Annotated in this window: 29 protein-coding genes, 1 tRNA gene and 1 pseudogene; 6 read left to right on the top strand and 25 right to left on the bottom strand. The window is 64.7% G+C overall.

Features of this window, described 5'->3' with window-relative positions:
• Positions 1–81: 81 nt before the first annotated feature.
• The 3 genes and pseudogenes from AB0K00_RS40165 to AB0K00_RS40155 form a co-directional block, all read right to left on the bottom strand.
• Positions 82–336 carry an XRE family transcriptional regulator gene (locus AB0K00_RS40165; RefSeq protein ID WP_363532228.1) on the bottom strand — a complete coding sequence of 85 codons (255 nt, stop codon included), beginning with the start codon at positions 334–336 and terminating at the stop codon, positions 82–84.
• Positions 337–546: 210 nt separating this feature from the next.
• Positions 547–879, bottom strand: a complete 333-nt coding sequence (locus AB0K00_RS40160) for a helix-turn-helix transcriptional regulator (protein WP_363532225.1) — start codon at positions 877–879, stop codon at positions 547–549.
• Between the two features lie 86 nt (positions 880–965).
• Positions 966–1,253 (bottom strand): annotated as a pseudogene (locus tag AB0K00_RS40155) (type II toxin-antitoxin system RelE/ParE family toxin); the annotation flags it as partial.
• A 145-nt stretch (positions 1,254–1,398) separates the two neighbouring features.
• Here AB0K00_RS40155 and AB0K00_RS40150 point away from each other — a divergent pair.
• A tRNA-Arg gene (locus AB0K00_RS40150) sits at positions 1,399–1,471 on the top strand.
• A 160-nt stretch (positions 1,472–1,631) separates the two neighbouring features.
• Here the strand turns inward: AB0K00_RS40150 and AB0K00_RS40145 are convergent.
• From AB0K00_RS40145 to AB0K00_RS40075, 15 genes are all read right to left on the bottom strand, one after another.
• Positions 1,632–3,083 carry a site-specific integrase gene (locus tag AB0K00_RS40145; RefSeq protein ID WP_363532223.1) on the bottom strand — a complete coding sequence of 484 codons (1,452 nt, stop codon included), beginning with the start codon at positions 3,081–3,083 and terminating at the stop codon, positions 1,632–1,634.
• Entirely contained in the window at positions 3,080–3,268 is a 189-nt protein-coding gene (locus tag AB0K00_RS40140; protein WP_363532220.1) for a helix-turn-helix domain-containing protein, read from the bottom strand. The genes AB0K00_RS40145 and AB0K00_RS40140 overlap by 4 nt, the downstream gene beginning before the upstream one ends.
• 51 nt (positions 3,269–3,319) lie before the next feature.
• Positions 3,320–4,855, bottom strand: coding sequence for a replication initiator (locus tag AB0K00_RS40135; RefSeq protein ID WP_363532217.1), 1,536 nt, complete (start codon positions 4,853–4,855; stop codon positions 3,320–3,322).
• Positions 4,856–5,009: 154 nt separating this feature from the next.
• Entirely contained in the window at positions 5,010–5,876 is an 867-nt protein-coding gene (locus AB0K00_RS40130; protein WP_363532214.1) for a hypothetical protein, read from the bottom strand.
• Between the two features lie 5 nt (positions 5,877–5,881).
• The gene (locus tag AB0K00_RS40125) at positions 5,882–6,067 is read right to left on the bottom strand and encodes a hypothetical protein (RefSeq protein ID WP_363532211.1); all 186 of its coding nucleotides are present in this window, start codon (positions 6,065–6,067) and stop codon (positions 5,882–5,884) included.
• An 11-nt stretch (positions 6,068–6,078) separates the two neighbouring features.
• On the bottom strand, positions 6,079–6,507 hold the full coding sequence (locus tag AB0K00_RS40120; protein ID WP_363532209.1) for a DUF3307 domain-containing protein: 429 nt from the start codon (positions 6,505–6,507) through the stop codon (positions 6,079–6,081).
• Positions 6,504–6,776, bottom strand: coding sequence for a hypothetical protein (locus AB0K00_RS40115; RefSeq protein WP_363532207.1), 273 nt, complete (start codon positions 6,774–6,776; stop codon positions 6,504–6,506). Before AB0K00_RS40115 ends, AB0K00_RS40120 begins: the two co-directional genes overlap by 4 nt.
• Positions 6,773–7,045 (bottom strand): hypothetical protein, encoded by a 273-nt coding sequence (locus AB0K00_RS40110; protein WP_363532204.1) that lies wholly within the window; start codon positions 7,043–7,045, stop codon positions 6,773–6,775. Before AB0K00_RS40110 ends, AB0K00_RS40115 begins: the two co-directional genes overlap by 4 nt.
• Complete coding sequence (locus AB0K00_RS40105; protein WP_363532201.1) at positions 7,042–7,302, bottom strand: hypothetical protein; 261 nt, start codon at positions 7,300–7,302, stop codon at positions 7,042–7,044. Before AB0K00_RS40105 ends, AB0K00_RS40110 begins: the two co-directional genes overlap by 4 nt.
• Positions 7,299–7,646, bottom strand: coding sequence for an RRQRL motif-containing zinc-binding protein (locus AB0K00_RS40100; RefSeq protein ID WP_363532412.1), 348 nt, complete (start codon positions 7,644–7,646; stop codon positions 7,299–7,301). The genes AB0K00_RS40105 and AB0K00_RS40100 overlap by 4 nt, the downstream gene beginning before the upstream one ends.
• A gap of 812 nt (positions 7,647–8,458) precedes the next feature.
• Positions 8,459–9,064 carry a hypothetical protein gene (locus tag AB0K00_RS40095; RefSeq protein ID WP_363532198.1) on the bottom strand — a complete coding sequence of 202 codons (606 nt, stop codon included), beginning with the start codon at positions 9,062–9,064 and terminating at the stop codon, positions 8,459–8,461.
• A 114-nt stretch (positions 9,065–9,178) separates the two neighbouring features.
• Positions 9,179–9,454 (bottom strand): hypothetical protein, encoded by a 276-nt coding sequence (locus tag AB0K00_RS40090; RefSeq protein WP_363532195.1) that lies wholly within the window; start codon positions 9,452–9,454, stop codon positions 9,179–9,181.
• Positions 9,451–10,299: an FtsK/SpoIIIE domain-containing protein gene (locus AB0K00_RS40085; RefSeq protein WP_363532409.1), complete on the bottom strand. Its 849-nt coding sequence runs from the start codon at positions 10,297–10,299 to the stop codon at positions 9,451–9,453. The genes AB0K00_RS40090 and AB0K00_RS40085 overlap by 4 nt, the downstream gene beginning before the upstream one ends.
• Before the next feature lie 77 nt (positions 10,300–10,376).
• The gene (locus AB0K00_RS40080) at positions 10,377–11,390 is read right to left on the bottom strand and encodes a hypothetical protein (protein ID WP_363532192.1); all 1,014 of its coding nucleotides are present in this window, start codon (positions 11,388–11,390) and stop codon (positions 10,377–10,379) included.
• Between the two features lie 57 nt (positions 11,391–11,447).
• Entirely contained in the window at positions 11,448–11,774 is a 327-nt protein-coding gene (locus AB0K00_RS40075; RefSeq protein ID WP_363532189.1) for a hypothetical protein, read from the bottom strand.
• A 151-nt stretch (positions 11,775–11,925) separates the two neighbouring features.
• Between AB0K00_RS40075 and AB0K00_RS40070 the strand changes: the two genes are divergently transcribed.
• Entirely contained in the window at positions 11,926–12,783 is an 858-nt protein-coding gene (locus AB0K00_RS40070) for a GntR family transcriptional regulator (RefSeq protein ID WP_363532186.1), read from the top strand.
• A gap of 1 nt (position 12,784) precedes the next feature.
• The gene (locus tag AB0K00_RS40065) at positions 12,785–13,288 is read left to right on the top strand and encodes a nucleoside deaminase (protein ID WP_363532183.1); all 504 of its coding nucleotides are present in this window, start codon (positions 12,785–12,787) and stop codon (positions 13,286–13,288) included.
• Positions 13,289–13,341: 53 nt separating this feature from the next.
• Here the strand turns inward: AB0K00_RS40065 and AB0K00_RS40060 are convergent, their stop codons facing one another.
• The 5 genes from AB0K00_RS40060 to AB0K00_RS40040 form a co-directional block, all read right to left on the bottom strand.
• Positions 13,342–14,196, bottom strand: coding sequence for a toll/interleukin-1 receptor domain-containing protein (locus tag AB0K00_RS40060; RefSeq protein WP_363532180.1), 855 nt, complete (start codon positions 14,194–14,196; stop codon positions 13,342–13,344).
• Between the two features lie 633 nt (positions 14,197–14,829).
• Entirely contained in the window at positions 14,830–16,095 is a 1,266-nt protein-coding gene (locus AB0K00_RS40055) for a PIN domain-containing protein (RefSeq protein WP_363532178.1), read from the bottom strand.
• Positions 16,096–16,306: 211 nt separating this feature from the next.
• On the bottom strand, positions 16,307–16,687 hold the full coding sequence (locus AB0K00_RS40050; protein WP_363532175.1) for a hypothetical protein: 381 nt from the start codon (positions 16,685–16,687) through the stop codon (positions 16,307–16,309).
• Between the two features lie 339 nt (positions 16,688–17,026).
• A complete protein-coding gene (locus AB0K00_RS40045; RefSeq protein WP_363532172.1) occupies positions 17,027–17,953 on the bottom strand; it encodes a helix-turn-helix transcriptional regulator in 927 nt (308 codons plus the stop codon).
• A 426-nt stretch (positions 17,954–18,379) separates the two neighbouring features.
• Positions 18,380–18,796: a DUF6232 family protein gene (locus AB0K00_RS40040; RefSeq protein ID WP_363532169.1), complete on the bottom strand. Its 417-nt coding sequence runs from the start codon at positions 18,794–18,796 to the stop codon at positions 18,380–18,382.
• Between the two features lie 574 nt (positions 18,797–19,370).
• Here AB0K00_RS40040 and AB0K00_RS40035 point away from each other — a divergent pair.
• The 3 genes from AB0K00_RS40035 to AB0K00_RS40025 all read left to right on the top strand — a co-directional run bounded on the left by AB0K00_RS40035 (position 19,371) and on the right by AB0K00_RS40025 (position 20,928).
• Positions 19,371–20,222: a helix-turn-helix transcriptional regulator gene (locus tag AB0K00_RS40035; RefSeq protein WP_363532406.1), complete on the top strand. Its 852-nt coding sequence runs from the start codon at positions 19,371–19,373 to the stop codon at positions 20,220–20,222.
• Entirely contained in the window at positions 20,215–20,433 is a 219-nt protein-coding gene (locus AB0K00_RS40030) for a DUF397 domain-containing protein (RefSeq protein WP_363532166.1), read from the top strand. The genes AB0K00_RS40035 and AB0K00_RS40030 overlap by 8 nt, the downstream gene beginning before the upstream one ends.
• 351 nt (positions 20,434–20,784) lie before the next feature.
• Positions 20,785–20,928 carry a hypothetical protein gene (locus AB0K00_RS40025; RefSeq protein ID WP_363532163.1) on the top strand — a complete coding sequence of 48 codons (144 nt, stop codon included), beginning with the start codon at positions 20,785–20,787 and terminating at the stop codon, positions 20,926–20,928.
• Positions 20,929–21,359: 431 nt separating this feature from the next.
• Here the strand turns inward: AB0K00_RS40025 and AB0K00_RS40020 are convergent, their stop codons facing one another.
• Both AB0K00_RS40020 and AB0K00_RS40015 read right to left on the bottom strand, forming a co-directional pair.
• Positions 21,360–22,073 carry a VWA domain-containing protein gene (locus tag AB0K00_RS40020; protein WP_363532160.1) on the bottom strand — a complete coding sequence of 238 codons (714 nt, stop codon included), beginning with the start codon at positions 22,071–22,073 and terminating at the stop codon, positions 21,360–21,362.
• Between the two features lie 13 nt (positions 22,074–22,086).
• Positions 22,087–22,336 (bottom strand): hypothetical protein (locus AB0K00_RS40015; RefSeq protein ID WP_363532157.1); only part of this gene is annotated, 250 nt, incomplete at its 5' end.

Genomic DNA, 22,336 nt, shown 5'->3' with positions numbered 1-22,336 from the left:
ATGCTGGATGCTTCGGTCAACGACCGTTACCGCCGATCGGGTGATATCCAGACACGAAGTGGTTGCACGGCAGAAGCCGGGTCACCCACCAATCCCGAAGTCGGTGGCGATCCGAGCGTTCGTCGAAGGTGAGTCCCAGTCGCCGCTGAGATCGACCTGTCCTGCAAGCGACCCGAGCGCAGCACGGTCGGTCCGACCCGCCGCAGGAAGGCGTTCCTCAGCGAGCTGGAAGGCGCTGACCCACGCTTCGGTTCGGGCCCGCTCAGCGGCCAGCGCGTCGATGCCTCCATCGTCGAGCTCGGCGCGGATGTCGTCCCAGTCGTGGAACTCAGTCATGTGTCCTTCCTCCTCTTGCATGTGAACTCCATCGAGCTCACCCCAGACGGCCTCACCTACACCTACCGGCAGCTGACCGTCTTCACCGCCCCAGGGGTGGCGGTTTACGGCACAACCAGGCGACAGGTGTTTCCGGCGCGCGTGTTCGGCACCTGGCAAAGTGAGCCGACTGCTCCAGCCTGCCAATGCCACCCTGAGCGGACGTCGTTCTCAGGCCACGTTGAGCTGGATGTTGCCGATGCGGGCGACGATATCGAGCTTGCCGCCGAGCCCGACCACATAGGCTCGAAGCGTCTCCGGGCCAACGGCGTCGCCGTTCTCGATCTGGCTGATGCGCGCCTGCGTCAGCCCGGTCGCTTCAGCGAGTTGGGCCTGCGTCATCCCGAGCTGTTTACGGATCTCAGCCAGTTGAGCACCGCTGACCGAGGCCAGCATCTGCTCTCGCATCTGCCGGCGGCGAGCAACCCGCTCGGCGCTGTCCCAAGTCGGGTCTGCAGCGCGCGCCTTGGCCTTGACGTCCCGCCAGTTCGAAGCCTCGGTCACAACTGACCCTCCTCTTTCAGCGCCGCGAGATGGTCGGCGTACCGAGTGTCCGCAAGTTGGATCGCGTTGCGATACCACGCTTGCTAGCGCCCGGACTTGTCTCCTGCCACCAGGAAGATCGCCTCGCGCGCCGGATCAAACGCGAAGATCATCCTAACCTCGGAGCGGCCGCTGGAGCCCGGTCGTAGCTCCTTCATGTTCTGATACAGGCTGCCCTTGAGCCGATCGACCAGTGGCCTACCGAGCGCCGGCCCTTGCTCGGTCAGAATGTCGATCGCCTCGGCGACGAAGTCGGCGGAAGGACCTGCCCGGTCCGTCGCAGGAACTCGATGAGTGCTCGGCGAAGCGAGCCATCGAGGGTCACCGCGAACCAATCGGGCATAACGGACGGACCCGGCCCATCGCAAACGCCGATTGTGTGATCGGTCCCCGCTCCCACCAGCCCGAACGAATCCAGGTCACGCCGGGGCGGGATATGCCGACGCAGGTCAGCGGGGGCGTCGGTACACTGCTCATCGCGCCCTCGTAGCTCAGGGGATAGAGCAACGGTTTCCTAAACCGTGTGTCGCAGGTTCGAATCCTGCCGGGGGCACCTTCATACTCTGCCAATTCGCGGCCTGAGCAGCAGACATTCGCCAGAACAAGATCCTTGACGTGTGCAACTAGATGCCACCGAATGCCGTCGTTTGTCGCCGTCCCCGGCAAATGCGTGTCATGATCTTGAACCTTCTGCAGCGCCTCTACCAGGCGTTTCATCGCCCCGCCCGCCGTTGGACAGCACGCCGGACAGAACGGGCGCCATGGCGGGTGCCACGGTGGGTGAGGCGGTGCAGCGCCGCGTCGATCCGGCTGTTCATGTCCGCCTCGTCATCGTCGAGGCACTTCGCGTAGACGGCGAGCAGCACCTCTACCGAGTTGCCAGCGCGGCGAGCCACCTCAGGCGCGGACAGACCGGCGTTGAGCCACAGCGACAGTCCGCCGTGCCGCAGGTCGTACGGAGTCCCGGCAAGCGGAGAGGCGACCTGCGCCGGCGTGAGCGCCAACGTGCGGGCAGCCTGCCAGACGCGGGAATAGGTCGATGCGCCGACCGGGTTACCCCGCTCGCTGCGAAAGAGCCGGCCATCATCGGCCACGCCGAACCGCTCGATGTGAGCACGCAGTATCGCCACCAGAACCGGCGGGATCGGCACCGTCCGAATATCGCGCTCCGGCCGATGTTTCAAGCCTCGCCGGTCATGCGCCTCCCCACTGTCGGTCCACCGCTTCCCCGCCGCCGGGCGCGAGTCCGTGAGGGTGACCGAGCCCCACCCTTCATCAGGCAGGTGACAGCCCGACTCGACGAGACCGAGCGCTTCCTCAGGCCGCAGGCCCGCGTAGTACAGGCAGCCGAAGAATGCCACCAGCCGCTCACCACGGGTACCGTGCCGCCCACGCTGACCGACATAGCTACATGCGACGAGCAGCTCGTCCACCTGGCGGGGGTTCGCCACGACACGACGGTCGACCGCCGTCAGCACCTTCTTGCGGTTAACGCTGACCCTCACCCGATCGAGCGGATTAGCGTCGAACAGCTCCAGCTCGACCGCGTACTGCAACAGGTTGTAGAACACCGTCCGCTTGCGCTGAACCGTCGTCGCCGCAGCCGCAGCGCCGTCGAGCTTCACCGCTAGGGCGTCGAGACCGTGCCGGACGATGGCCGCGTCCCGCAGATCCGACAGCGGCCGTGACGCCGTCTCCAACCATCGCAGCGGCTCGACCAGATCGGCCGGCAGCACCCGATCTGCACGGTCAGGCATCAGCGCGTACCGGCGCAGCACGTCCCGCACCACCAGCAGCGGCGGGCGGCCGGGCAGGTCGACCGTGAGCGACGGCAGCAGCGTCGACAACCCATCGCTGAGCGCATCACGGGTCTTGGCGGCCGCCCTCGGCCATTTCATCGCGATGTACCGCTGCGCGAACGCCAGGCACGACTCCGACACCGGCTCGGGCAGGAGCGAAGCAGGCAACCCTGAGTCGACGTCGAAGGGCTCCCCGCCGTTGGCAGACTGCATCAAGCGCGAGCGGAAGCTGTCGGCCAAAGGCCGCTTGCCGAACGTCTTCGTGTGCGGCTTGCCGTCCACGGACCACCGCACCGTGTACGACTTGCGACCGCTGCCCAGCGTGTTGATCCGGATCTGCCAGATCCGTACGGCGTGACTTTTCACGCGGCTGCCTCACGATGACTGGCAAGCCACGCCTCAAAATCCGTGCGCTCGATCCGCAGCTCTCCGTTGGGCAGCTTGATGCAGCGCGGTGCGATGCCCAGCTCCCGCCACCGGTAGAAGGTCCGACGCGAGACGCCGTTGAGTTCATCCAGGATCTGCTCAACGGTCAGCAGCTCCACACGCATGGTCCCCGTCCTCCACTGTCCACTATGACCACGAGCGTTGACACGTACGTGTCATGCCGCGAGGGGTGCGGCTCCGGTGGTGCGGCGTGCGTGCTCGTCCTGCAGGACGTCGTGGAGAGTTTCGGCTCGGGAGCGGGCGAGGGCGGCGGCGGTGTTGGCGAGGAGGGCGTCTCCGGTGGTGATCCAGCCGGTGGCTTCGTAGCCGAGTTGGTAGATGACGAGGTCGGCCTGGTCGTCGTCCCAGGTGTGGGGGTGGCCTTCGGTGCGGCGCCAGATGGTGCGTTGGTGGCGGAGGTGGCCGAGGGTGGCGGAGAAGCCGCGGCTTTTGGTGGCGATGTGGCCGCCGTAGCCGTATTGGTGGGCGTATCGGCGGAGGCGCCACCAGTCGGGGTGTGCGCCGAGGTCCCAGCAGGCGCGGATGAGCCGTCCGACGTGGGTGGCCGGGTCGGCGTGCAGGTCGACGCTGACCTCGTCGATGCGGCGCAGGTCGAGGCCGGTGACTTCGGTGGACTTGGTGACGTATTTGGCGATGTACCCGGCGATCTGCGATTCGGTGAGTTCGCTGCTGGCGGTGTTGACGTGCTGGATGTCGAGTCCTTTGTCGCCCCACGCGATACGCCACCCGTGGCCGTTGTTGGCGGGGTGCGGCGCGGAGGTGTGGGCGGTGGAGGCGAACGCGGCTTTGAGGACGTCGGCGAGCATCCGGCGGGTGATCTGCGGTGGTGGTGGGGTGATTGCGGTGGGGCAGTCGGGGTTGTACCCGTCGAGGCGGATCAGGGCGTGGTAGTGGATGACGCCTCGGACCTGGAACTCGTAGACCTTGAGGTATTTGCGGCGGACGTCGACGCCGAGGCGGCGGGCGAGGCGTTGCAGGAGCCGGTCGGCTTGTTGGATGGTGCGCCGCCATAGTTCGGGTGCTTCGTGGTTCCACACGACCTGGGCGTGGTGGTCGTAGCAGTCCAGGCACAGCGGCTGGCCGAGGCGGGTGTCTGTGGTGGTGTGCCGGTCGGTGCAGCGCATCAGGATGCCGTGCGGGCAGGTGCGGCCGAATGGGCGGCAGCGGGCGGGGCGGCAGGTGCAGCCGTCTTTGCGGCGGCAGTCGGCGGCGTGGACCTTCACTGCGCGGTGGTGGACCGGCCCGAAGGAGGGTGCGGTGGCGGTGAGGAACACGGCGATGTGTTCGTGCAGGACGGGCATTCCCCATCGGTCGCCTTGGAGTCCGGCTTTGATGAGGTGGTACATGTCGCGGCGGTACACCTCGGCGCAGGAGGGGCAGACGTTGGCGCGGCGGTTGCCGCACGGGGTGTAGATGGCGCCGTCGGGCATGTCGGTGGTGTCGTAGGTGGCGACGCGTTGCCCGGTGCGGTCGTTGACGTGGATCTGCCCGGCGAGGCGGATCGGCCGGCGGCACGCGGACGCGCCGCGGACGTGGTGCAGCCATTCGGGGTAGCCGTCGGCGCCGACGCGTTCCAGGGCGGTGGCGCGGGTCCGGGCGGAGTGTCCGTGCACGGTCCCGTCGTTGACGCCGGGGGTCGGTAGTGGTTTGGTTGGTGCCGCCCAGGGCCAGTACTCGTCTGCGGTGCTCATCGGGTCACCGCCGTCGACGGGTGGTGGTGACTGTGTGTCGACGCCGGCCAGCTGGTGTTGGTCGACGCAGCGTGACGGTGGGCGGCTGCGGCGGATGCTCCCGTGCCCGGGACCCTGTGAAGGGTTCCGGGGACGAGAGGAAGCGTCGAGACGCTCACTGGTTGGCTCCGATCCGCGCACCGTTGTGCGGGTGCGTGATGGGCGCCTGGTCGTGGAGCAGGTCCAGCAGCCCTCGGGCTGTGCTGGTGGGCACGTGCATCCGGGCGGCGAGCTGGTTCGGTGTGATCGGTACGTCGTTTGCGTTGCGGTGGGCGGTCGCGATGACCCGTGCTCCGGGCAGCAGGTCCCGCAGTTCGGGGGTCTCGATCGGCCGGGCAGGCAGCGCGGCGACGGTGGCCGGGACCGGCTCCGGGCGTGGCTCGAGGGTCGGCGGTGCCGGCGCGGGCGTGGCTTCGCTGGTGTCGGTGCTGGTGTCGACCGCGATTTCGGGATCGGGGTCAACAGTGGCCGCGGGCTTGCTGGCGACCGGCGAGACCGTCGCGGGGGCAGTGTCCGCAGTGGACGGTGCCGGGGCGATGGCGGCCGGTGCAGGTGCCAGAGGTTCGTTGTGCGGCCGGGATACGGAGAACACCAGCTTGGACAGGGCGAAGAACGCCAGTGCGGGCAGCGCCGAAACGAGCCAGCCGAAGATGGTCGGTACCGCGACCGCTAGCTGCGCGGTGAGCGAGGCGCCGACAGCGGCGACGAGCAGGAACATCGGGTATCCGATCGACACACCGGTCTTGCGGCGGCGTGCGATCACGATCAGCGCAGCAGTCGGGATCAGTTCGGTGATGACCGCGTTGGCCCAGCCGATCCAGTCCTTCGTACCGGTCGGGCTGTTGTGCATGGTCCAGTCGTGGACGTGGGTGAACGAGGCTGCGCCGGCCATGATGCCGACGAGCAGCACGATGCAGATCAGCAGACCGTCGGTGAGACGATCGGTGCCGCGTTTCGCGGCGGGCGAAGAGGTGGCGGCCATGATGGCTACCGGTTCCTGCCGCGCAGCCAGTTGGCGATACAGCCCATCTTGATGCGCTCGTCCTGGTCCAGGACGGTCACGCTGTAGCCCTGGGCTTCCAGGTCGCGTTGCTGCCGCTCGATGTGCGCCGGGTCGACCTTGACCTCGGTGAAGCGTCCGTCGCGGGTAGCGAACATGTAGTACTCGGCCATGGTGGGGCTCCTTACAGTGCGGCGATCAGAAGTGCGGCCAGCCAAAGGCAGCCGTAGTGCAGGGATTGGTCGGCGAGGTACATGCCGTTGAGGCCGTGATCGGCCAGGCGTGAGAACGGGGTGGAGCCGGTGTGCTCCAGCAGCCAGCGAACCGGCCAACGCCGGTCGAGGAACGCATGGGTGACTGTCGAAACCGTCAATCCGGTGATGAGTCCGGCCGGGCTGGCCGGGACGTGCAGGACCACGACGACGGCGAAAACCATCACGGTGAGCACCGCGTGATACATCGCCACATGGCCGAACAGATGCCGCCAGCCGGACCAGCCGGGCTGCGCCTTGTGCGCGGCCTGCTTGTCGGTCTGACCGAGGACATGGTCGGCGAGTTGGTGGCCTGCGTAGAGCGTTGCAGCGATCGCCGCGAATACCGTCGCGTCGTTCATGACGCCACCCCGATCGGTCGTATGTCCTTGCGGGGTGAGGCGTGCCAGTTGCCGGTTGCGGCGAGGGCGTCATCGACGGCGCCGAGGTCGAACAGTTGCCGTCCGAGGCGTACCGCCTCGATGGACAGCTCATCGAGCCGGTTGTTGACCTCTTCGGTGTGGCTGCCGATGCCCCAGTCGAGCAGGATGCTCGCGGCCGACAGCAGCGCGGCCCGTTCGATGCGCAGTCGCGCGGCGGCCGCGTTCAGGATGTCGATCTCGGTGTTCATCGGGGGTCTCCCTTGATCGGGAGGACATCGGAGATGCCGAGGCAGGCCAGGCAATACGTGATGGCGTAGCCGGACGCGGCCAGGCGATTGGCCCGCAGGGTGAGCGCCGTGCGGTCGGTGGGGAACCAGGAGCAGCCACCGCAGGCGGTGCACATGCGGGTGAACTCGCAGGCGACGAGGACCGGTCCGAGGACCGGGTGAATCCCTACGGGTTGGAAGCCGTCGATGCACATCGGGCAGTCGTGGCGGCGTGCGGTGAGGGGGCTCATCGGGCTCCTCCGCCGAGGTTGCGGTCGATCAGGCGCGCGGCGAGCCGCCGCCGGCCGACCTCGATGAAGTAGGTGACCATCGCGTCGACGGCGGGATCGCCGAGGTGGAGACGCAGGCTCTCGATGCAGTTGACGAAGGCTTCGCCGTCGCGGCGGGCCAGGGCGTCGCTCATGTAGTCGAAGGTCAGCAGGACGGCCGTCCGGACGTCGGGGCGAGCGGCGCGGGGGGTCTGGTTGGGGTTGGTGGGCGTGGTCATGAGGCACCTCCGGGTGCGCAGTCGAGGCACTCGCCGAGCGAGCGGGGGATGACGTAGTGCTTGGTGATGCCGCAGGTGGTGCAGGTGCGGCGGACGCGCATGGCCTTGTCGAGGGCTTCGCGTTGGCGTGCGGTTGCGGTGCGCTTGGGCAGCGCGAGGTCGATGCGGTAGAGGTAGGCGCGGCGCTTGCCGCGACGCCACAACATCTGTGCGGCGATGTCCTGCCTGCCGGGGCGCAGCCCGAGGGCGCGGAGTTGGCGGGTGGTGGCGAGCCCGTCGGGGGCGAACTTGAACGGGTACGTCGGTAGGCCGTACTTGGCGCCGGTCGGGTCGTAGAAGACCATCAGGTCATCGCCTTCCGTATCGGCGTCGGTGCCGTCGGCCTGGTCGTCGTCGTTGTCGTCGGTTGGGCCGGGCAGCCCGAACGGCCCGGATGAGCCGGGGATCGGGTTGGTGTCGGTGAAGTCCTGCCGGTCGGTGTCCTCGGGCAGGAACCAGGCGTCGCAGACGGGGCAGAAGATGCCGCCCGCTTCGAACACGGCGACGCTGACCCGCAGCTTGCGGGGGCATTCGCACTCGCACGAGACGCCGTTGTTGTTGTTCGTGCGGGTTTTGCCCTCACCGAGTTCGTTGCGGTGCCGGAAGGCGCCGATGGCGGTGTGCAGGGCGTTGATGCACGGCGCGTACCGCTGCCGGGCGATGTCGGTCAACGTGCACGGCGAAAAGCCGAGCTTGTCGTCCTTGGTCGTGGTCATGCCGAGTTCGGCAGCGAGTTTCGCGAACTGCTTGTTGTGCCAGCGGCCCTGCCGTGACGTGTCCTGGATGTCGCGGACAGCGGCGAGCCCGTGGGCTGCCTCGTGCAGCAGGGTGGTGAACACTGCGGCGGCGTCGCGGGACAGGCCCTCACCGGAGACCATCACCTCGGGCAGCCGGGCGTCGCCGGATTGCCAGCGGGCGTGGTCGAAGTGGCCGTATGTCAGGTTCTGGTTCGCCTTCTTCGGCGAGCCGTCCCCGACGACGAGGACCACGGCGGGCACGTCTGGGTGTTGACGGCGGATCGCCGCCCATGCGGACTCCAGCGCGGCGACCAGGGTCGCGGTGGAGAACGGCGTTGACACGTACGTGTCAGAACTGTTGCGGGTGACCGGTTCGGCGCTCATGCGGCACCGCTCATTCGCCGCCGCATCAAGGCGACGAGGCCATCCCAGGTGGGATTGCGGTCCTGGTCCAGTTCGGTCTGTGCGTAGGTTTCGATGACGTCGTCGTCGCTCAGCCAGGCGGCCAGGTCGGCGTCCGTCCACTGCGACGAAGGCTTCTCCGCGAGGTTGATGGACCACACGACGGCAGCCGCGCCGTCGTAGATGTCAGCGGCGTCCCGCAGTGCGGCGAGGACTTCGGCCGCTGTGCGTGACGGGTCGTCGTGCCAGGCGAACAGCAGGTCGCCGGGCAGCACGAGGTGTTGCGCGCGTCGGTGGGCGCGGAGGCCGAGGTGGTCCTCCAGCCACAGCAGGGCCGATTCCCACGTCTCGTGGGCCGGGCCGGTGGTGTCGGTCAGGTCGGTCGATGTGAACAGGTCGACCCTGCGGCCGTAGATGGCCATGATGAGCGCACCGGCGATGTCAGCCGGCGGGAACGGGTCCGTGGTGTCAGCGAAGAGCTGACGCTGGACCCAGCCGCGAGTTCCGAGGTACGTCGCGGCGCCACGCAGGTAGTCCGACAGCGGGACGCCGTCGTGCGTGGCCGGGTTTTGGGTAGGGTTCATGGACGCCACGTCCTTTCGGGGCGTTGGTGGGAGTCGGCGGGACCGGCACTGCTTCTCAGGGCGATGAGCCGGTTCCGTCGACGGTCTATGAGCCGTACTGGTGGTGCCGTTGAGTTATGCGGCGCTGCGACCGATGTGCCGGAAGTAGCGCAGCAGGTGGTAGAGCTCCGTTAGCGCCGTCTGCAGTTGCCGACGGGCGACGCGGTCAGTGGCCACGAGCGGAACACTCAGCCGGATCTCCGCGTACTGCCGACCGTCCGTGGTCTGGACCCGGGTGATGACGAGGGTGCCGAGACCGGGATGGTCAGCCCGCAGCGGCTCGCTGCGGTGTTCGTACAGGCCGCACGAGTGGTCTTTCGCGCACCAGGCGGTGTGCTGGACACGGTTCATGTCGCAGGCTCCTTTGCGCGTGCTCTGGCCTCGGCGCGGATCTGTACCGCGTAGTCGGCGAGGCGGATGATGTCGGTGTCGGTGAGGTAGGCCGCTTTGACCCGCATCGGGACGCCGCCCTCGGCGATGAGGTAGCCGGCGCCCTGGTTGCCCGGGTCGACGGTGTTGGAGGAGTAGCCCTGCGCGGCCCAGCCGTGGCCGAGGACGATGTCGGAGGACGAGTCGTTGGTGCACCGTCCGGCGAATCGCCAGGCGAACAGGTCCCGCAATGAGGTCGGGATGATGTCCGACGAGGGGCGTTGCGTCGCAGCCGCGACGATGATGCCGACCGCGCGGCCCCGCGACACGATGTCGCGCAGTTTCGCGGAAAACAGCTCCCGTTCGTCCTTACCTCCGACCGTTGCGGAGAAGAACGCGATCTCATCGACCGCTACCAGGATCTGCCCGAACAAGTCATCCCGGCCGATCTTGCGGCGGCGGCACGCCATCAGGTACGCGTACCGGTTGTCCATCACCGTCTGCACCCGCGTCAACGTGCGGTTCGCGTGTTCGATGTCAGGGCCGACGAACACGTCAGCCGCTTCACGCCACAGACCGAGTTCGACCTGTTTGCCGTCCAGCAGGCACAGCCGCACATCCGGCGACAACGCCGCGTGCCCGACGACCGTGTTGAGCAGGCTCGATTTGCCCGCACCCGGTTCGCCGCCGATGAGGATGTTGCGGTAGATCATCGGCAGGTGGACCGGGTGGCCGAACTCGTCGATGCCGAGAAAGACCGGGTCGAAGATTGACAGTGTGCGCCCGCCCGAACCCTCACCGGGCGCAGGCGCCGTAAGAAGGTCCATCAGTGCTCCCGCAACAGGATCAGGACGGGAAGCGCGGGCGGGAACGTCCACACTGGACAAGACGCCCGCGCTGTCCATCAGGCGTATTCGGAGTTGTCAGTCCCAGCGAAAGACGGAGACGGGTCCGGCTGGTTACGCGGCTTGCGTATACCGGACGGTTTCGAAGCCGTTGGAACCTCGGGGACCTCGTCGAGGTCCAGTCCGAACGGCGGGGTGGCAGGGGACGTCTGCGCGCCGCCCTCGAAGTCATCAGGCAGGTTGTCGGGCAGCGGTGACACCACCATGTTGCGCAGCGGGTCACGGCGGGTGATGTCGAACCGCACCAGCGCCGCGTACCGGGGTGACGCGGAAGCGACCTGGACCGTCTTGGCCCAGCACTCGACCGCAAGTACCTGCGTCTGACCCTCATCGGCGAAGGTCTTCAACGACAGGCCACCACGCAGCCACACCCACACCCGCTCACCAGCCGGCGTCGGTTTGGCCCACAGGATCAGCGGGAACGCCTCCCGGCCGCGTGACTTCACGAACGCCGAGAAGCACACCCGCAACCGGTGCCGGACAACCAGGCACAGGGACCAGCCGACCACGCGACGACGCAGCGGGCCTACAGCCGCGGGAACACCCACGACCACCAGCAGGACCAGCAACGAAACGACCGAGCTGCCCGAGCTCATCAGCGCGGACCAGCCCCACAGGAGCGACCCTGCGAGGGTGATCTCCGGCAGCCAGTGCCAGAAGACGCGCAGCACCGGCCACGCCACGATCAGCGCAAACGTCACAGCGCCGCAGGCAGCTCCCACCAGGAGACCGAACAGCAGCGCCCCGACCGGCGGCCAGAACGACGCGCAGATCCACGCGGTCAGCAGACCGACCACACCAGAGACGACCCAGAACGCGATAGCCGCCCGACGGCGGTACGTGCGAGCAGTGGGCGCCTCGATCACCATGACGGACTGACCGTCGCCGAACAAACGAGAGGTGGAACGGCCAGACTTCTGACCGGTAGACTTGGACATGACAGGTCCTCCCTTGAACAAGGGCATTGAGGGACTGTTGGAAGAGAACGGACCCGGGGTCGCAGACGACGCCAATCAACGGCGACCCCGCGGTCCGAACGACGTTGACACCTACGTGTCAACCAGGCGGCATCACGCCGACGGCACCAGCACCCGCAGCGCGTCCGCACGGAACGCGACACCCGAGCGCATCTTGCCGTCCTCCTGGTTCGCCCACGGCAGCGCGACCAGGTCGACCGGGATCACGGTCTGACCGACCGACACCTGCGGACGGTCCGCCGCGACTACCGTCACGTTCAGCACCTCGGCGCCGTTGCTGTCCAGCGCCATGAGCTGCACTGTCCACATCGGCGTGTTGCTGCCACGCTCGAACCGCTGCTGACGCTTGCCGTCCAGCTTCGCGTCCGGGTTCTTCGTCACCGTGAATTGCACGGCTTCCGTGTTGATGAGCAGACGCACGGCGTCCTCCTCGTTCGTGGCCCCTAGGCCATCTCATGAGCAGCGATCGCTACCCAGTTCGTGAGTTTGCATACAAACTCACGAGGGTCACTTTACGGGTCGCCCGTGAGGCGCACAAGAGGTTTGCGTACAAACCTGCGAAGATGGAGCCATGGACCCGCGCCCGACCGCCGTGCAGCCGCCGATCAGCCTGAGGATCGCTGACGACATCCGCATGCAGATCGAACGTCAAGAGCTGACACCGGGTGACTCGCTGCCGACCCTGGCCGAGCTGTGCCAGCGGTGGGACTGCTCCATGAGCGCAGCTCGCGGCGCAATGGACCTACTGAAAGCGCAGGGCCTGGTCTCCGCCGGACGAGGCAAGGCGCCGACGGTCCGCATCCCCCCGCGGAAGGTAGTGCGTTCGTCAGAGCGGCATCAGGTAGAGAAGGACCTGGCCTTGCTCACCGAGGAGGAGCGTGCTGCGCTCGGCGAGGCCGAGACCAACCTCAACATGTCGATTGACGACCAAGCCTTCAGCTCGCACTATGACGTGATCGCCGCAGGCGACTCACTGGCTGGAGTCTTCGGCATCGACGCGTCGGATCAGATACTTCGGCGACGGTACGAGGCCAAGGACCGGAAGACGGGCCTCTACCTGTCGTACAGCGTCGCGTACATACCGGCTGCGCTCATCCAGCAGAACCCGGCACTCTTCGACGAGCGGAACGAGCCGTGGCCGGGAGGCACACAGCATCAGCTTTCGACCGTCGGCATCGAGATTATGTCGATAGTGGACGAGGTAACGGCCCGCATGCCGACGACAGTCGAGGTTCAGGCTTGGGGCTTGGCCGCCGGCGTACCTCTTATCTTCTGCCGTCGTATCTCCCTCGATGCGACGGGACGTGTCGTGGAGGTGTCGGACGCCGACTACCCCGCAGACCGAACCGAACTCCACTTCGTGACGCCGCTGAAGCCATGGCCAGGCAAGCCACGCCAGCGCGTGAAGCTTCCCCGGAAGGATGCCTAGAATGCCGGACCCGCTTACCGAAGCTGACCGCCTGTTCCTCCGTCGAGCAATCGCGATCTCACGTCATGCACTGGAGGACGAGGGTAAAACCCCGTTCGGCGCCATCGTAGTGGTTGGCGAGGAGATTGTCGGCGAGGGAACGAGCAGTGTCGTCGGTCTTCACGATCCGACCGCACATGCCGAGGTCATGGCGCTACGCGACGCGGGCGCAAGACTCCAACGTCACCTGATGCCCGACGGAGTCATGTACAGCAGCAGCGAGCCTTGCCCCATGTGCCTCGTCGCCTGCTACTGGGCCAGAATCCCCCGTCTGGTCTTTGGCGCGACCAGCTACGACGTTGCCACATACGGTTTCGAAGACTTGCAGCTATATCGGGAGCTGACCCTGCCCAACGACGACCGGTTCCTCGTCGAGCAGGTAGACGAGACCCTGCGCCAGGACGCCAGCGACGTTCTGCGGGCCTGGGCTGAAACCTTGCCCATCCCAGTCGAGGCGAAGTACTGACCAGAACAGCTCTTGATCTCGCACGGTCCTGATTTAGCACCTGAATGATCCGATTAATCTTCCTCCACGTCCGGGAATTGGAGCGGATGAAAGCGCCAGACGCCAAATGATTCGTAACCATTGATGTAACTATGTGTGTAGAGATGCAGTTCGTTAGCCAGGGGCCCAACCGTACCCCGAAATTCAACGGTTCCGGAGGAAGACTTATTGACGATCTTGATCTGATCGCCGAGGATAGTGAAAGGCCCTTTGCTACGGAGGGCTTCCGTCGCCGAGCCGAGCCACATACTCACCTGTTCGGGCGTTCCAGTGCTGGAGGCGGCGTGACATATGCCTGAGCTCCGGAACCGCAGATACTGGGTGTAGGATTCGTTCGGGCGCATGTAGAGCCCGTCATATCGCACTTCTGTGTCCTGCCAGGAGACGACATCATGCCCACTTCGAGCGGGGTCGGGATCGACCGCACGACTATGTCTCTCTGCAGCATTTTCCTCGCGAGTGCGCGGTAGTGCGATGGCAAGGGCCGATCGGAGTCGGCTATACCCGTTGTCCTTGTATAGATCGACCCAATGCCACTTCATGAGCCTCTGTGGTGTGGGGCACCGCTCAAGCCTGGCGGGAATAATGAAGATGGAACCCTCAGGCCTTTCGTCCGCCGCATCCAAAGCAAAGCGGATTTCTCGCTGGACGAAGCCAGTCTTCTGGGTCGACTCCTGCGATAGGCAAACGATGACCGCCCTGGATTGCTTGATGGCGGAGGTTATTTCCAACTCCCAGTCTTGACCTGGCAGCAGGTCTTCCTCGTCAAGCCAAGGCTCGAATCCGTCGGCCGAGAGCCGCCTGTACAACTGCCGAACTGATGGCTTATCGAACGACGAGTGGCAGAGGAAGATGCGAGATTCGGACATATCACCACCTTGGTCCAGCTTCAGTCTGAGCCGAGTACAGTCTGCCTCATCACGCGCTCTAGCTGAACCTCGGCTACCAGGGGGCCGGCACGAACCCGGGCCTCGCGGTTCTGGCGGTTTACCCGCGAGAAATGGAGATGCGAGAGGCGCAGGTCGAACGCGTGTGAGAACTTTCTGTACGGGATCAAGGCGCCGCTGACGCGGCGCACCGTGGCGCCACGGGTCGCTCCGCGACCTGCGCTTACGCCTGGCGGCGACACGCAGGCAAGCCCCGGCGCCCGCACCGGAATCAGCGACGCCAGGAGTGACCGACAGACACCACGAAGCCCCAGCCGCCGGCGAAGCCGAAGACCAGGGCGTGAAGGTCAACGGGTTGGAGCAACTGAAGGTCTGAGCGGAACTTGCGGTGCGGCAACACCCTCCCCGCCGCCATTTTCTCTTGCGTGTTTGCCCAGCTCGTCAAGGTCGTTCGTCCAGTAGGGCGCTCCACCTTGACGAGCTGGGCAAACACGAGAACCTGGCACCGGTGAGGGCGCCGCCGCTGTGAGGGGCTCACCTCGGAGTCCGTAGCACTGAGGCTTGACACGTATGTGTCAAGCGGAGCTGCCGATCGAATGGACAGGCTCCCGCACTTCACGCGCCATCCTGCAGGCGAGATATCTCGCCAAATAGTCTTGACAATTCCCGATCGCTATCTGCCAGGCTGGCGCGAGCAGCATAATAGCGGTCTTGAGCGTCGCTAACCTCGCTTTGCACCCGATCGACTTGCTGTGCGCGGCGCTCAAGAGCTGCGGATCTTTCTGCAGTTCCGGTATTGTCGATAATAAGCCTGGTCTGCCGGTAGTCTTCAAGGAGCTCAGCAAATCTGGACTTCAGTACGTCCAGAAGGCGTTCAGCGTTCACAAGGTCTGATTCATGCCGCTCACGATCATTTACGGCAACCACATACTGGTCCTCCAGGCGCTTGAGCAGGACTGTATCCGGCGAGGCAATGCGGCCTGCTTGCCGCAGAGTGTCTGCACTGACCGAAAGCGCCAGATGGTTCTTAGCATGATGAAGGAAGGTTTGAGTTTGCATAAGGATAAGACGAGTGTCAGCAAACCGCCTTGCCTCCGCCGTCAATTCCGGGCGCGCTGCAATCGTCCGATTCCCCTGGCGTAGAAACCAGTCTTCCTTAACGTCCCCGGTTACCAGTACCAGCCAGTCGGAATTCCTGCGTCTTGCCTCCTTGAGGGTTTGGATCCAGACAAGGTAGTCACCTTCAGGATTTAGCTTCTTCGCGTCCTTAAATCCTGGTGGCTCTTGCGAGGCAATCCTGCGCTTTGCCTCCAAGATCGCCTCGGCGTGTTCTCCAGGCTCCAACGGTACGCCAATCTTGCCGTCTAGGATCGATTGAACGCGTTCGAGAATCTTATCGTTGGAGAGGCCGCCGTCTAGTCCGTGCAGGCTTTGGAGCTCCTCCACCGCGTCTGTAATGGATTCCAGGCCTTCCGTAACCAGTTGAAGAAGATGATTCCGCTTATCCTCGTTCAGGCCGGTCCGCCCAGCCATGAATCGAATTTTTTGATCTATTTCCGGCTCGAATTTTCGCCGATGATCGGCAAGTGCGTCGAGTACAGCCCTATAGGCTGCCGCGTAGTCGGCTACCACTTCATACCGATTCTTGTGAAACTCAAGGCCAACTTGATGGGGCACCCAGACTCGATCACCTATCCGCTCAATAGCAGACAGCAGCTCTTCCCGGGCATTTGGAGCGAAACGATACGCGCTCAATAAGACATTTGTGTCGAGAACGATGAAGCCCGTCTTTATGGCGGCAGCGGTATCTTCATCACTCGGTGACAAAAAATGGGAAAACTGCTCACTAAAGGCTGGCGACATTGCGATCGGCATCCTCATGTCGGAATCGGCCGGGGGTCAGAGGCTAGCGGTACAGCATCGCATTGTAGCGTCATCCTTGAATTGGATCACGGCAATTAATGCTTAGGTCGGTAGACTGACACGCCTCGTCGACCCCTGTGTTGACGACATGAATCGACGGCCGCACGGGCGCTGAGCCGCACCCAGGAGACCTGGAAGGTCGAGGGTCGCTGTGCACGCACGCACGGGTTCAGAGTTCGTCGACCCACGACGGGACTGACGCCGCTGCAGCGTCCAGCCTTACCTGGAGCGGGAACTCATGAGTGATTAAGCGGGTCCTCGCCTCGTGAATCTCGTCCAGCTCGAACAGCTCGACGAACCAAGGCAAGCAGGCCGCGAATTCAACACTGTCCTCCAGCCTTCCAAGTTCGTAAAGACGCTGGAAGCCATATGAAGTGTGCCTCGGATCGGCCAAAAGGTGCTTGGTTGCCCCGACCGCTCCCTTGTAGCGATCGACCAAATCCATGAATAGGAAAGGGTTGTAGCCAAGCCGCCTCAACCTTGGGATGCCGTCAAGGACGTAGCGATTGAACCTTTCGCGGAGAAAGGCAACCCTGTCCGGGTCTGCCACGATGACAACCCCTTTCTCTGGCCGCTGCCCGCTGCGAAGTAGCCCGATGGTAGCTGCGTTAGCCGCCAGATCTCCAGACGAGTTGTCGGGTTGGCGGCGTCGCCAGCGTAAAGATCAACAGGTATGCGATGGGTACAGAACGTTGCTCGCGGCAGCATGAAACGATGAGAAACGATACGAGCTGTTGCAGCAGGTCAGCCATGAGAAGGGCGCTGTCCGCCCAGGCGGCGAGGCCAGCGTTAAAGGTACAACCTGTACCAGTGCGGGCCACCGAACGGTACGACAGCAAGTCCAACGACCGAACGCATGGAGTTTGACCGCAGAATGCCTGAGGGCCTGCTACACAGCGGCTCCAGACGCACCTTCAGGCGCAGCACCAAACCCATGCTCCCCGTTGCTAGGTGTTGGCACGGCCGCGCGCGCGGACCGGATCATGTCGAGCGGGATACTGTCGATACGACCGTGGGTCATCAGGTCGCCCAGCAGATCGCGGAACAGGCTCGTGATGCCAGGGTCAGTAATTAAGGCATCTACTCCGGCGGCGGCCTGGACGAGAAGCACGTCACCGCGTTCCTCGCCGCGAAACTGCAGCAGTTCGAAGGTGCCACTAAGTCCGGAGTGATGCTCCAGGTTGAGCGGGGTCACGGCGATGGTGTAGACGGCGTCGTTCTCCGCCAGGTCGAGCAGGTGATCGAGTTGCTGGCGCTGCACCTCGTAACCTCCAACCGGCCGGCGCAGCACCGATTCATCGATGACCGCCACGAGGTGCGGCGGGTTGGCTTTGCGCAAGCGCGCCCGGAATGCCTGCTGCCGGTCCATGCAAAGCCTGACCCGTGCCAGCACTTCCTTGTCGTCCGGGCTGCGACGCATAGACAGCGCCGTGATGGCACGAGCGTATGCCTCGGTCTGGAGCAGGTCGGGGACAAACAGCGGCTGCCAGATGTTGATCGTGGCCGCCTCGGACTCGTAGGCCACGAAGCGCTGGAAGTCACCGACGAGGCGGTGCCTGCTGTACCACTGGCGGGCCCGGGATACACGGGAGAGCTTGGCGAGCGCCGCCATTTCATCCTTGTCATCGACGCCGTAGTACTGCAGCAACGCCCGCACCTCGAGCGGCTGGATGGTAACGTCGCCCTTCTCGATTCGGGTCAGCTTCGAAACCGACCAACCTGCATGAGTCGCGACCGTGCTTGGGCTCAGCTCGCTCGCTTCACGCAACGCTTTCAGTCGCCACCTGAGAAGGTCACGGGCGACAGCCGGCCCCACGTCTGTTAGCGCGTGCCTTAGGGTCGATTTAGGTGGATCTGTCAGTGACAACGCTAGGCCTCATCCCACACGCCCTCTTCAATCTGCCGAATGCAGACAGCAGAAGCGCATCAGCGGAATCCTATAACGTCTCCTCCCCCACGCAGACATGAGAGTGGTCTACGAGAAGCGCCTGGAGCGTCACCCCCACGAGGTGCTCGTGCCAGATCACCTCAATTGCGAGCACGGTCAATGACAGACAGCCGCCCGACAACGCAGCTTCAGGGGATGAGCACGCGATCCCGGCGGGCCGGCGAGTCGCCAAAGTTCATCGGGCAGCCGAGGCGACGCGCATCAGACCGACTGAGGGGCCATGCTGACCGACGTCATCCGCGCACTGCCGTCGACGCCACAGGCGTTGCGTCCGATGAGCGCGTCCCGCCAGGTTCACGACTGCGAGTACGGCGAAAAGTTGGCCTCGACCGCCCGCAGCACTGCCCGACGGACCTTCCCGAACTCCTGCTGGTCCCGCGAGCTGAACAGGGTGATCTCTTGCCCGTGGTGGAAGGCGAGTAGCGCCATCCACCGCGGGTTCCGCCGATGGTCGACCAAGACGGCCGCGGCAATCCCCAAGGCGCTGACGAACCCTGTGCAGAGCAGCGGTATGGACCCGTAGGCAGCGGACATCGGTGCTGCGAGCGCTACTTCGACTGCAGCGGCGACGAGTGCCGCCGTCCGAGCCGGGTGAGTGTAGACCTGGATCCGGTTGATGACATGCAGGTCGCGGATCCGATAGCAACCTTCGTCGTTCTCGATCTGCCGGTTGGTGACAACGATGCCTGGTCCTCTGTAGTACACCACCACCCCGGTCCGGCTAGTCCGGCTAGCTCTCGCACCGTCGGCGCCGGGCGTCCGCATACGTCCCGATTGCCCGGCATGACGGCAAGGCGTGGATTGGTTTCGGTCGGCGTCCCGCTTCCTGCGCTTCTCCATTACCAGCACCTCCGATGACACCCGTAGGCGTCGAGGGTCGATTGGACAGCTTTGCAATCCGATCACGGACCGTAGTCTGTCCTCTTCAGGATGGCAGGCGTCCCCCCGATAGGCAACCCCCGTAGCGGGATTCCCGTATAGAGAACAACCGGACAGGGTTTCTCACAGAGGGAAATGGTGATCTACTCATGCACATGTTCGGACTACCGTATGGCCATCGGTCGCCACGCCACCCGCTCGTAGCGGGACGGGTCAACCAGCCGAACCTCGACGACTGCCGGCAGACCGCCGCACGGGACACGCCGATGCTGCCCCCTTAGCGGGATTCTCGATTTGGGAGGCCTACCGTTACCCTGGCGACCCGCGTAGCGTTGATGGGTTGTGACCGCTTGAACGAGGTAGGTCACGAGGCGAGGGTCAGGGACGACCGAGGACGGTGATCGTGATGGCAGGAAGTCCGACGGTGCGGCGACGACGGCTTGCCCTGGAGCTCCGCCGCTTGAGGGAAGAAGCCGCTCTCACCATTGATGAGGCCGCTGTCGCAGCACATGTCTCAAAGTCGGCCCTATCAAGGTATGAAAGCTCGGAAGTGCCGGTAAAACCGAATACCGTCAGAGGATTGGCTCTCGCCTACGGGGTGTCAGACGTCAAGACTGAGGCACTAATGATTCTGGCACTTGAGGCAGGCCAACGTGCGTGGTGGCAGTCATACGGAAGTGCGCTTTCCCAACAGCTCGCTGTCTACATTGGATTTGAGGCTGAGGCCGCTTCCATTCGAGGGTACGAGCAATTTGTGCTCCCTGGATTGCTGCAGACTAGACAATACGCCGAAGCAATCTTCAAGGGGCGGGGTGAGTCGAACAGACCCGATGCTGAAATTGAGCAAAGAGTTGCTGTACGCATGAAACGCCAGGATCGCTTGAACGAGCTCAAGGTGCAGTTCATCATCGAAGAGAGCGCACTCACGAGGCCAATTGGCGGCGCCGCCGTCATGCGCGATCAGGTTAGTCGCCTCGTTGCCCTGTCTAGAAAGCGGAATATAACCCTCCAGGTCATGCCGCACGATATTGGGATTCACCCAGGTGTTGACGGGTCGTTCAGTATCCTTGGATTCGCAGACCCCAAAGCCGATCCGGACCTTGTGTACACCGAGACACCGGCGGGCGAGCTTTGGCCAGACAAACCTGAAGATATTTCGCGAATGACCCGCACTTTTGCCGAACTCAGCACCGAAGCACTGAACTCCGAAAGTTCCAGGAAAGTATTGCAGAGAATAATAGGGAGTTTTGATGACTGACAAGCATGAGACGCCGCGCGCCCTGCCTTTAAATCAGCAGTGGCGGACCAGCTCTCGGAGTTCTGGTGGAAATTGCGTCGAGGTGCGCCTGAGTAGTCCAAACCAAATTCAGGTTCGCGACAGCAAGAATCGGGAGCTGCCAAGCTTGAGTTTCAGCCGCCTTGCGTGGACCGCCCTAATCGGCGCTGTAAAGTCGAACTCCTTGAATTAGTTCAACATCCACATGCGTGGGCTTATGCCAACGCCGGATCGGGGCCGACATGCGTCCGGCGCCGATCAGCAAGTTCATACCGCTACAGGTCGGGTACAGCACGCGCCGCTGGGATACAACGAGAAGCGATGCGAGCTGTACCAGCAGGTCACGTGTCCTCACAGTGTCGCGTTCCCAGGTACTCCTCAGGGCAGTGCTCCAGGTAGTTTGCGCACCGCACACACGGCGGCGGTCATGCTCAGGTCATTCCGGGTGTTGCCGCCGCCGGCTGTGGTCCGGGTGTCCGGCAACCCAGCGACCGGATATGGTCGACCACTTCCGGCTACTGAACTCAAGGCCAGAATCGATGCCGTGACCAAGCGGGCGACGGGCGAGTCGACCTGGACGCCGGACGCCGGCCGTTTGGTCAGCCGACGGCAAATGTATGTCATGATCTTGATCGGGCAGACGGAAGCGCTCCAGCACTGGCAGGTCGGCAGGCCCGATACCGCCTGACCCCTCGTCCGTTCCTAAACCGTGTGTCGCAGGTTCGAATCCTGCCGGGGGCACGTCACAGAACTGCAAACGCGCAGCGCGACCGGCTGATCACTGATTGTAGAGGCCAGTTTCAACTCTCTGAGCGATCGAGGATGCCCCGGACAAATCGCCCGGGGCATCCTCGCGTTCAGCCCTGATGACCGACATCAGACCCGCCCGGATCGCTGCAGATCCGCACACCAAGATCGCGGTCAGGAGATCGCCGCCGCTGTGGCCACGGTTGTCGTCACGGTGCCGCCGGCCCGCGCGGCGGTCTCCGGCGCGGTGAGCGGGAGAGCGCCGCTGGGGCCGATGGCTCCGTAGCGGCGTCACGCACGGGCTGGAGGGCGTCGCGACGCTCGATGAGGCGGCTGGGATCGCCTGGTCGATCCCGCTGTGGCACTCGGCGCTCAGGCCGGCGGCAGCAGACCCGCCTGGCGGGCCCGGTGCAGCCAGCCCGGATACTCGGCCATCATCAGTTCGAACAGTTTCTCATCCGCGATTGCCGTCGGGCTGCTCACCGAGAAGAAGTCGGCGTTGTCGAGGTACCTGCCGTCGAGGTCGTCCAGCCTGTCCAGGAATGCGACCCGCCCGCCCACCGCCATGAACTGCCAGAAGATCGGCTCGTACGAGCTGGACCGGAGTTGTTCGACGGCGACGTCCTGGTCGTCCGGCTCGCCGTCGGTGACGAACATGACGTACACCGGCGTCGGGGCGGCGATCGGCACGCGCCGGTACGCGTCGCTGCCGAAGTACTTCCGGCGCACGAGTTTCATCGCGGCGCCGTACCGGGTGCTCCACGCCAGCTTTTTCGGGTTCACTGCGCGCGCCACGTACTCTTGCGCGTTGACGAGGGCGAGCGGCCCCTTGTCGGAAGCTCTACTGCCGAACACAAACACGTCCACCCGCTCGTCGTCGTCGAAGCGCATGCCCAGCGCGAGCACCCGTTCGGCGAGCGCCTGCACCTTGTTGCTGCTGTAGTGCGCCTGCATGGAGTTGGAGATGTCCAGACAAAGCGCGACGCGGGCGGTGTGTGTGTCGAGGCCACGCTTGGCGAGGCTGACGGCGGCTTGTTTGGTGAGCGAGAAGAGGTACGGGGACGTGGCGGCAACCCGCCTCTCCATGCCCATGATCCGCTCACGCTTGCGGAGATCGACGGGCGTCGACGCTGGCCCGGCCGGGGGCGGTGGCCAGGCCGGTGCCGCTGGCGCGGGCAGAACCGGCGGCCCAGACGAGACCGGCGGCCCAGACGAGACCGGCGGCCCGAACGGAACCGGCGGCCCGAACGGAACCGGCGGCCCAGACGAGACCGGCGGCCCGAACGGAACCGGCGGCCCGAACGGAACCGGCGGCCCAGACGAGACCGGCGGCCCGAACGGAACCGGCG

The sequence above is a fragment of the Dactylosporangium sp. NPDC049525 genome, from assembly GCF_040676755.1.
In the GTDB taxonomy this organism is placed as follows: domain Bacteria; phylum Actinomycetota; class Actinomycetes; order Mycobacteriales; family Micromonosporaceae; genus Dactylosporangium.
This window is presented reverse-complemented; position numbering and strand designations above follow the sequence as displayed.

What these genes read in the sequence shown, in the direction of transcription:
- AB0K00_RS40095 (WP_363532198.1), bottom strand. Translation starts at nt 9,064, where the DNA reads ATGAACCCTACCCAAAACCCGGCCACGCACGACGGCGTCCCGCTGTCG.
- AB0K00_RS40100 (WP_363532412.1), bottom strand. Translation starts at nt 7,646, where the DNA reads ATGGTCTTCTACGACCCGACCGGCGCCAAGTACGGCCTACCGACGTAC.
- AB0K00_RS40060 (WP_363532180.1), bottom strand. Translation starts at nt 14,196, where the DNA reads ATGTCCGAATCTCGCATCTTCCTCTGCCACTCGTCGTTCGATAAGCCA.
- AB0K00_RS40165 (WP_363532228.1), bottom strand. Translation starts at nt 336, where the DNA reads ATGACTGAGTTCCACGACTGGGACGACATCCGCGCCGAGCTCGACGAT.
- AB0K00_RS40135 (WP_363532217.1), bottom strand. Translation starts at nt 4,855, where the DNA reads ATGAGCACCGCAGACGAGTACTGGCCCTGGGCGGCACCAACCAAACCA.
- AB0K00_RS40090 (WP_363532195.1), bottom strand. Translation starts at nt 9,454, where the DNA reads ATGAACCGTGTCCAGCACACCGCCTGGTGCGCGAAAGACCACTCGTGC.
- AB0K00_RS40115 (WP_363532207.1), bottom strand. Translation starts at nt 6,776, where the DNA reads ATGAACACCGAGATCGACATCCTGAACGCGGCCGCCGCGCGACTGCGC.
- AB0K00_RS40120 (WP_363532209.1), bottom strand. Translation starts at nt 6,507, where the DNA reads ATGAACGACGCGACGGTATTCGCGGCGATCGCTGCAACGCTCTACGCA.
- AB0K00_RS40030 (WP_363532166.1), top strand. Translation starts at nt 20,215, where the DNA reads ATGACTGACAAGCATGAGACGCCGCGCGCCCTGCCTTTAAATCAGCAG.
- AB0K00_RS40085 (WP_363532409.1), bottom strand. Translation starts at nt 10,299, where the DNA reads ATGGACCTTCTTACGGCGCCTGCGCCCGGTGAGGGTTCGGGCGGGCGC.
- AB0K00_RS40065 (WP_363532183.1), top strand. Translation starts at nt 12,785, where the DNA reads ATGCCGGACCCGCTTACCGAAGCTGACCGCCTGTTCCTCCGTCGAGCA.
- AB0K00_RS40125 (WP_363532211.1), bottom strand. Translation starts at nt 6,067, where the DNA reads ATGGCCGAGTACTACATGTTCGCTACCCGCGACGGACGCTTCACCGAG.
- AB0K00_RS40070 (WP_363532186.1), top strand. Translation starts at nt 11,926, where the DNA reads ATGGACCCGCGCCCGACCGCCGTGCAGCCGCCGATCAGCCTGAGGATC.
- AB0K00_RS40055 (WP_363532178.1), bottom strand. Translation starts at nt 16,095, where the DNA reads ATGAGGATGCCGATCGCAATGTCGCCAGCCTTTAGTGAGCAGTTTTCC.
- AB0K00_RS40130 (WP_363532214.1), bottom strand. Translation starts at nt 5,876, where the DNA reads ATGGCCGCCACCTCTTCGCCCGCCGCGAAACGCGGCACCGATCGTCTC.
- AB0K00_RS40020 (WP_363532160.1), bottom strand. Translation starts at nt 22,073, where the DNA reads ATGGAGAGGCGGGTTGCCGCCACGTCCCCGTACCTCTTCTCGCTCACC.
- AB0K00_RS40140 (WP_363532220.1), bottom strand. Translation starts at nt 3,268, where the DNA reads ATGCGTGTGGAGCTGCTGACCGTTGAGCAGATCCTGGATGAACTCAAC.
- AB0K00_RS40105 (WP_363532201.1), bottom strand. Translation starts at nt 7,302, where the DNA reads ATGACCACGCCCACCAACCCCAACCAGACCCCCCGCGCCGCTCGCCCC.
- AB0K00_RS40035 (WP_363532406.1), top strand. Translation starts at nt 19,371, where the DNA reads ATGGCAGGAAGTCCGACGGTGCGGCGACGACGGCTTGCCCTGGAGCTC.
- AB0K00_RS40110 (WP_363532204.1), bottom strand. Translation starts at nt 7,045, where the DNA reads ATGAGCCCCCTCACCGCACGCCGCCACGACTGCCCGATGTGCATCGAC.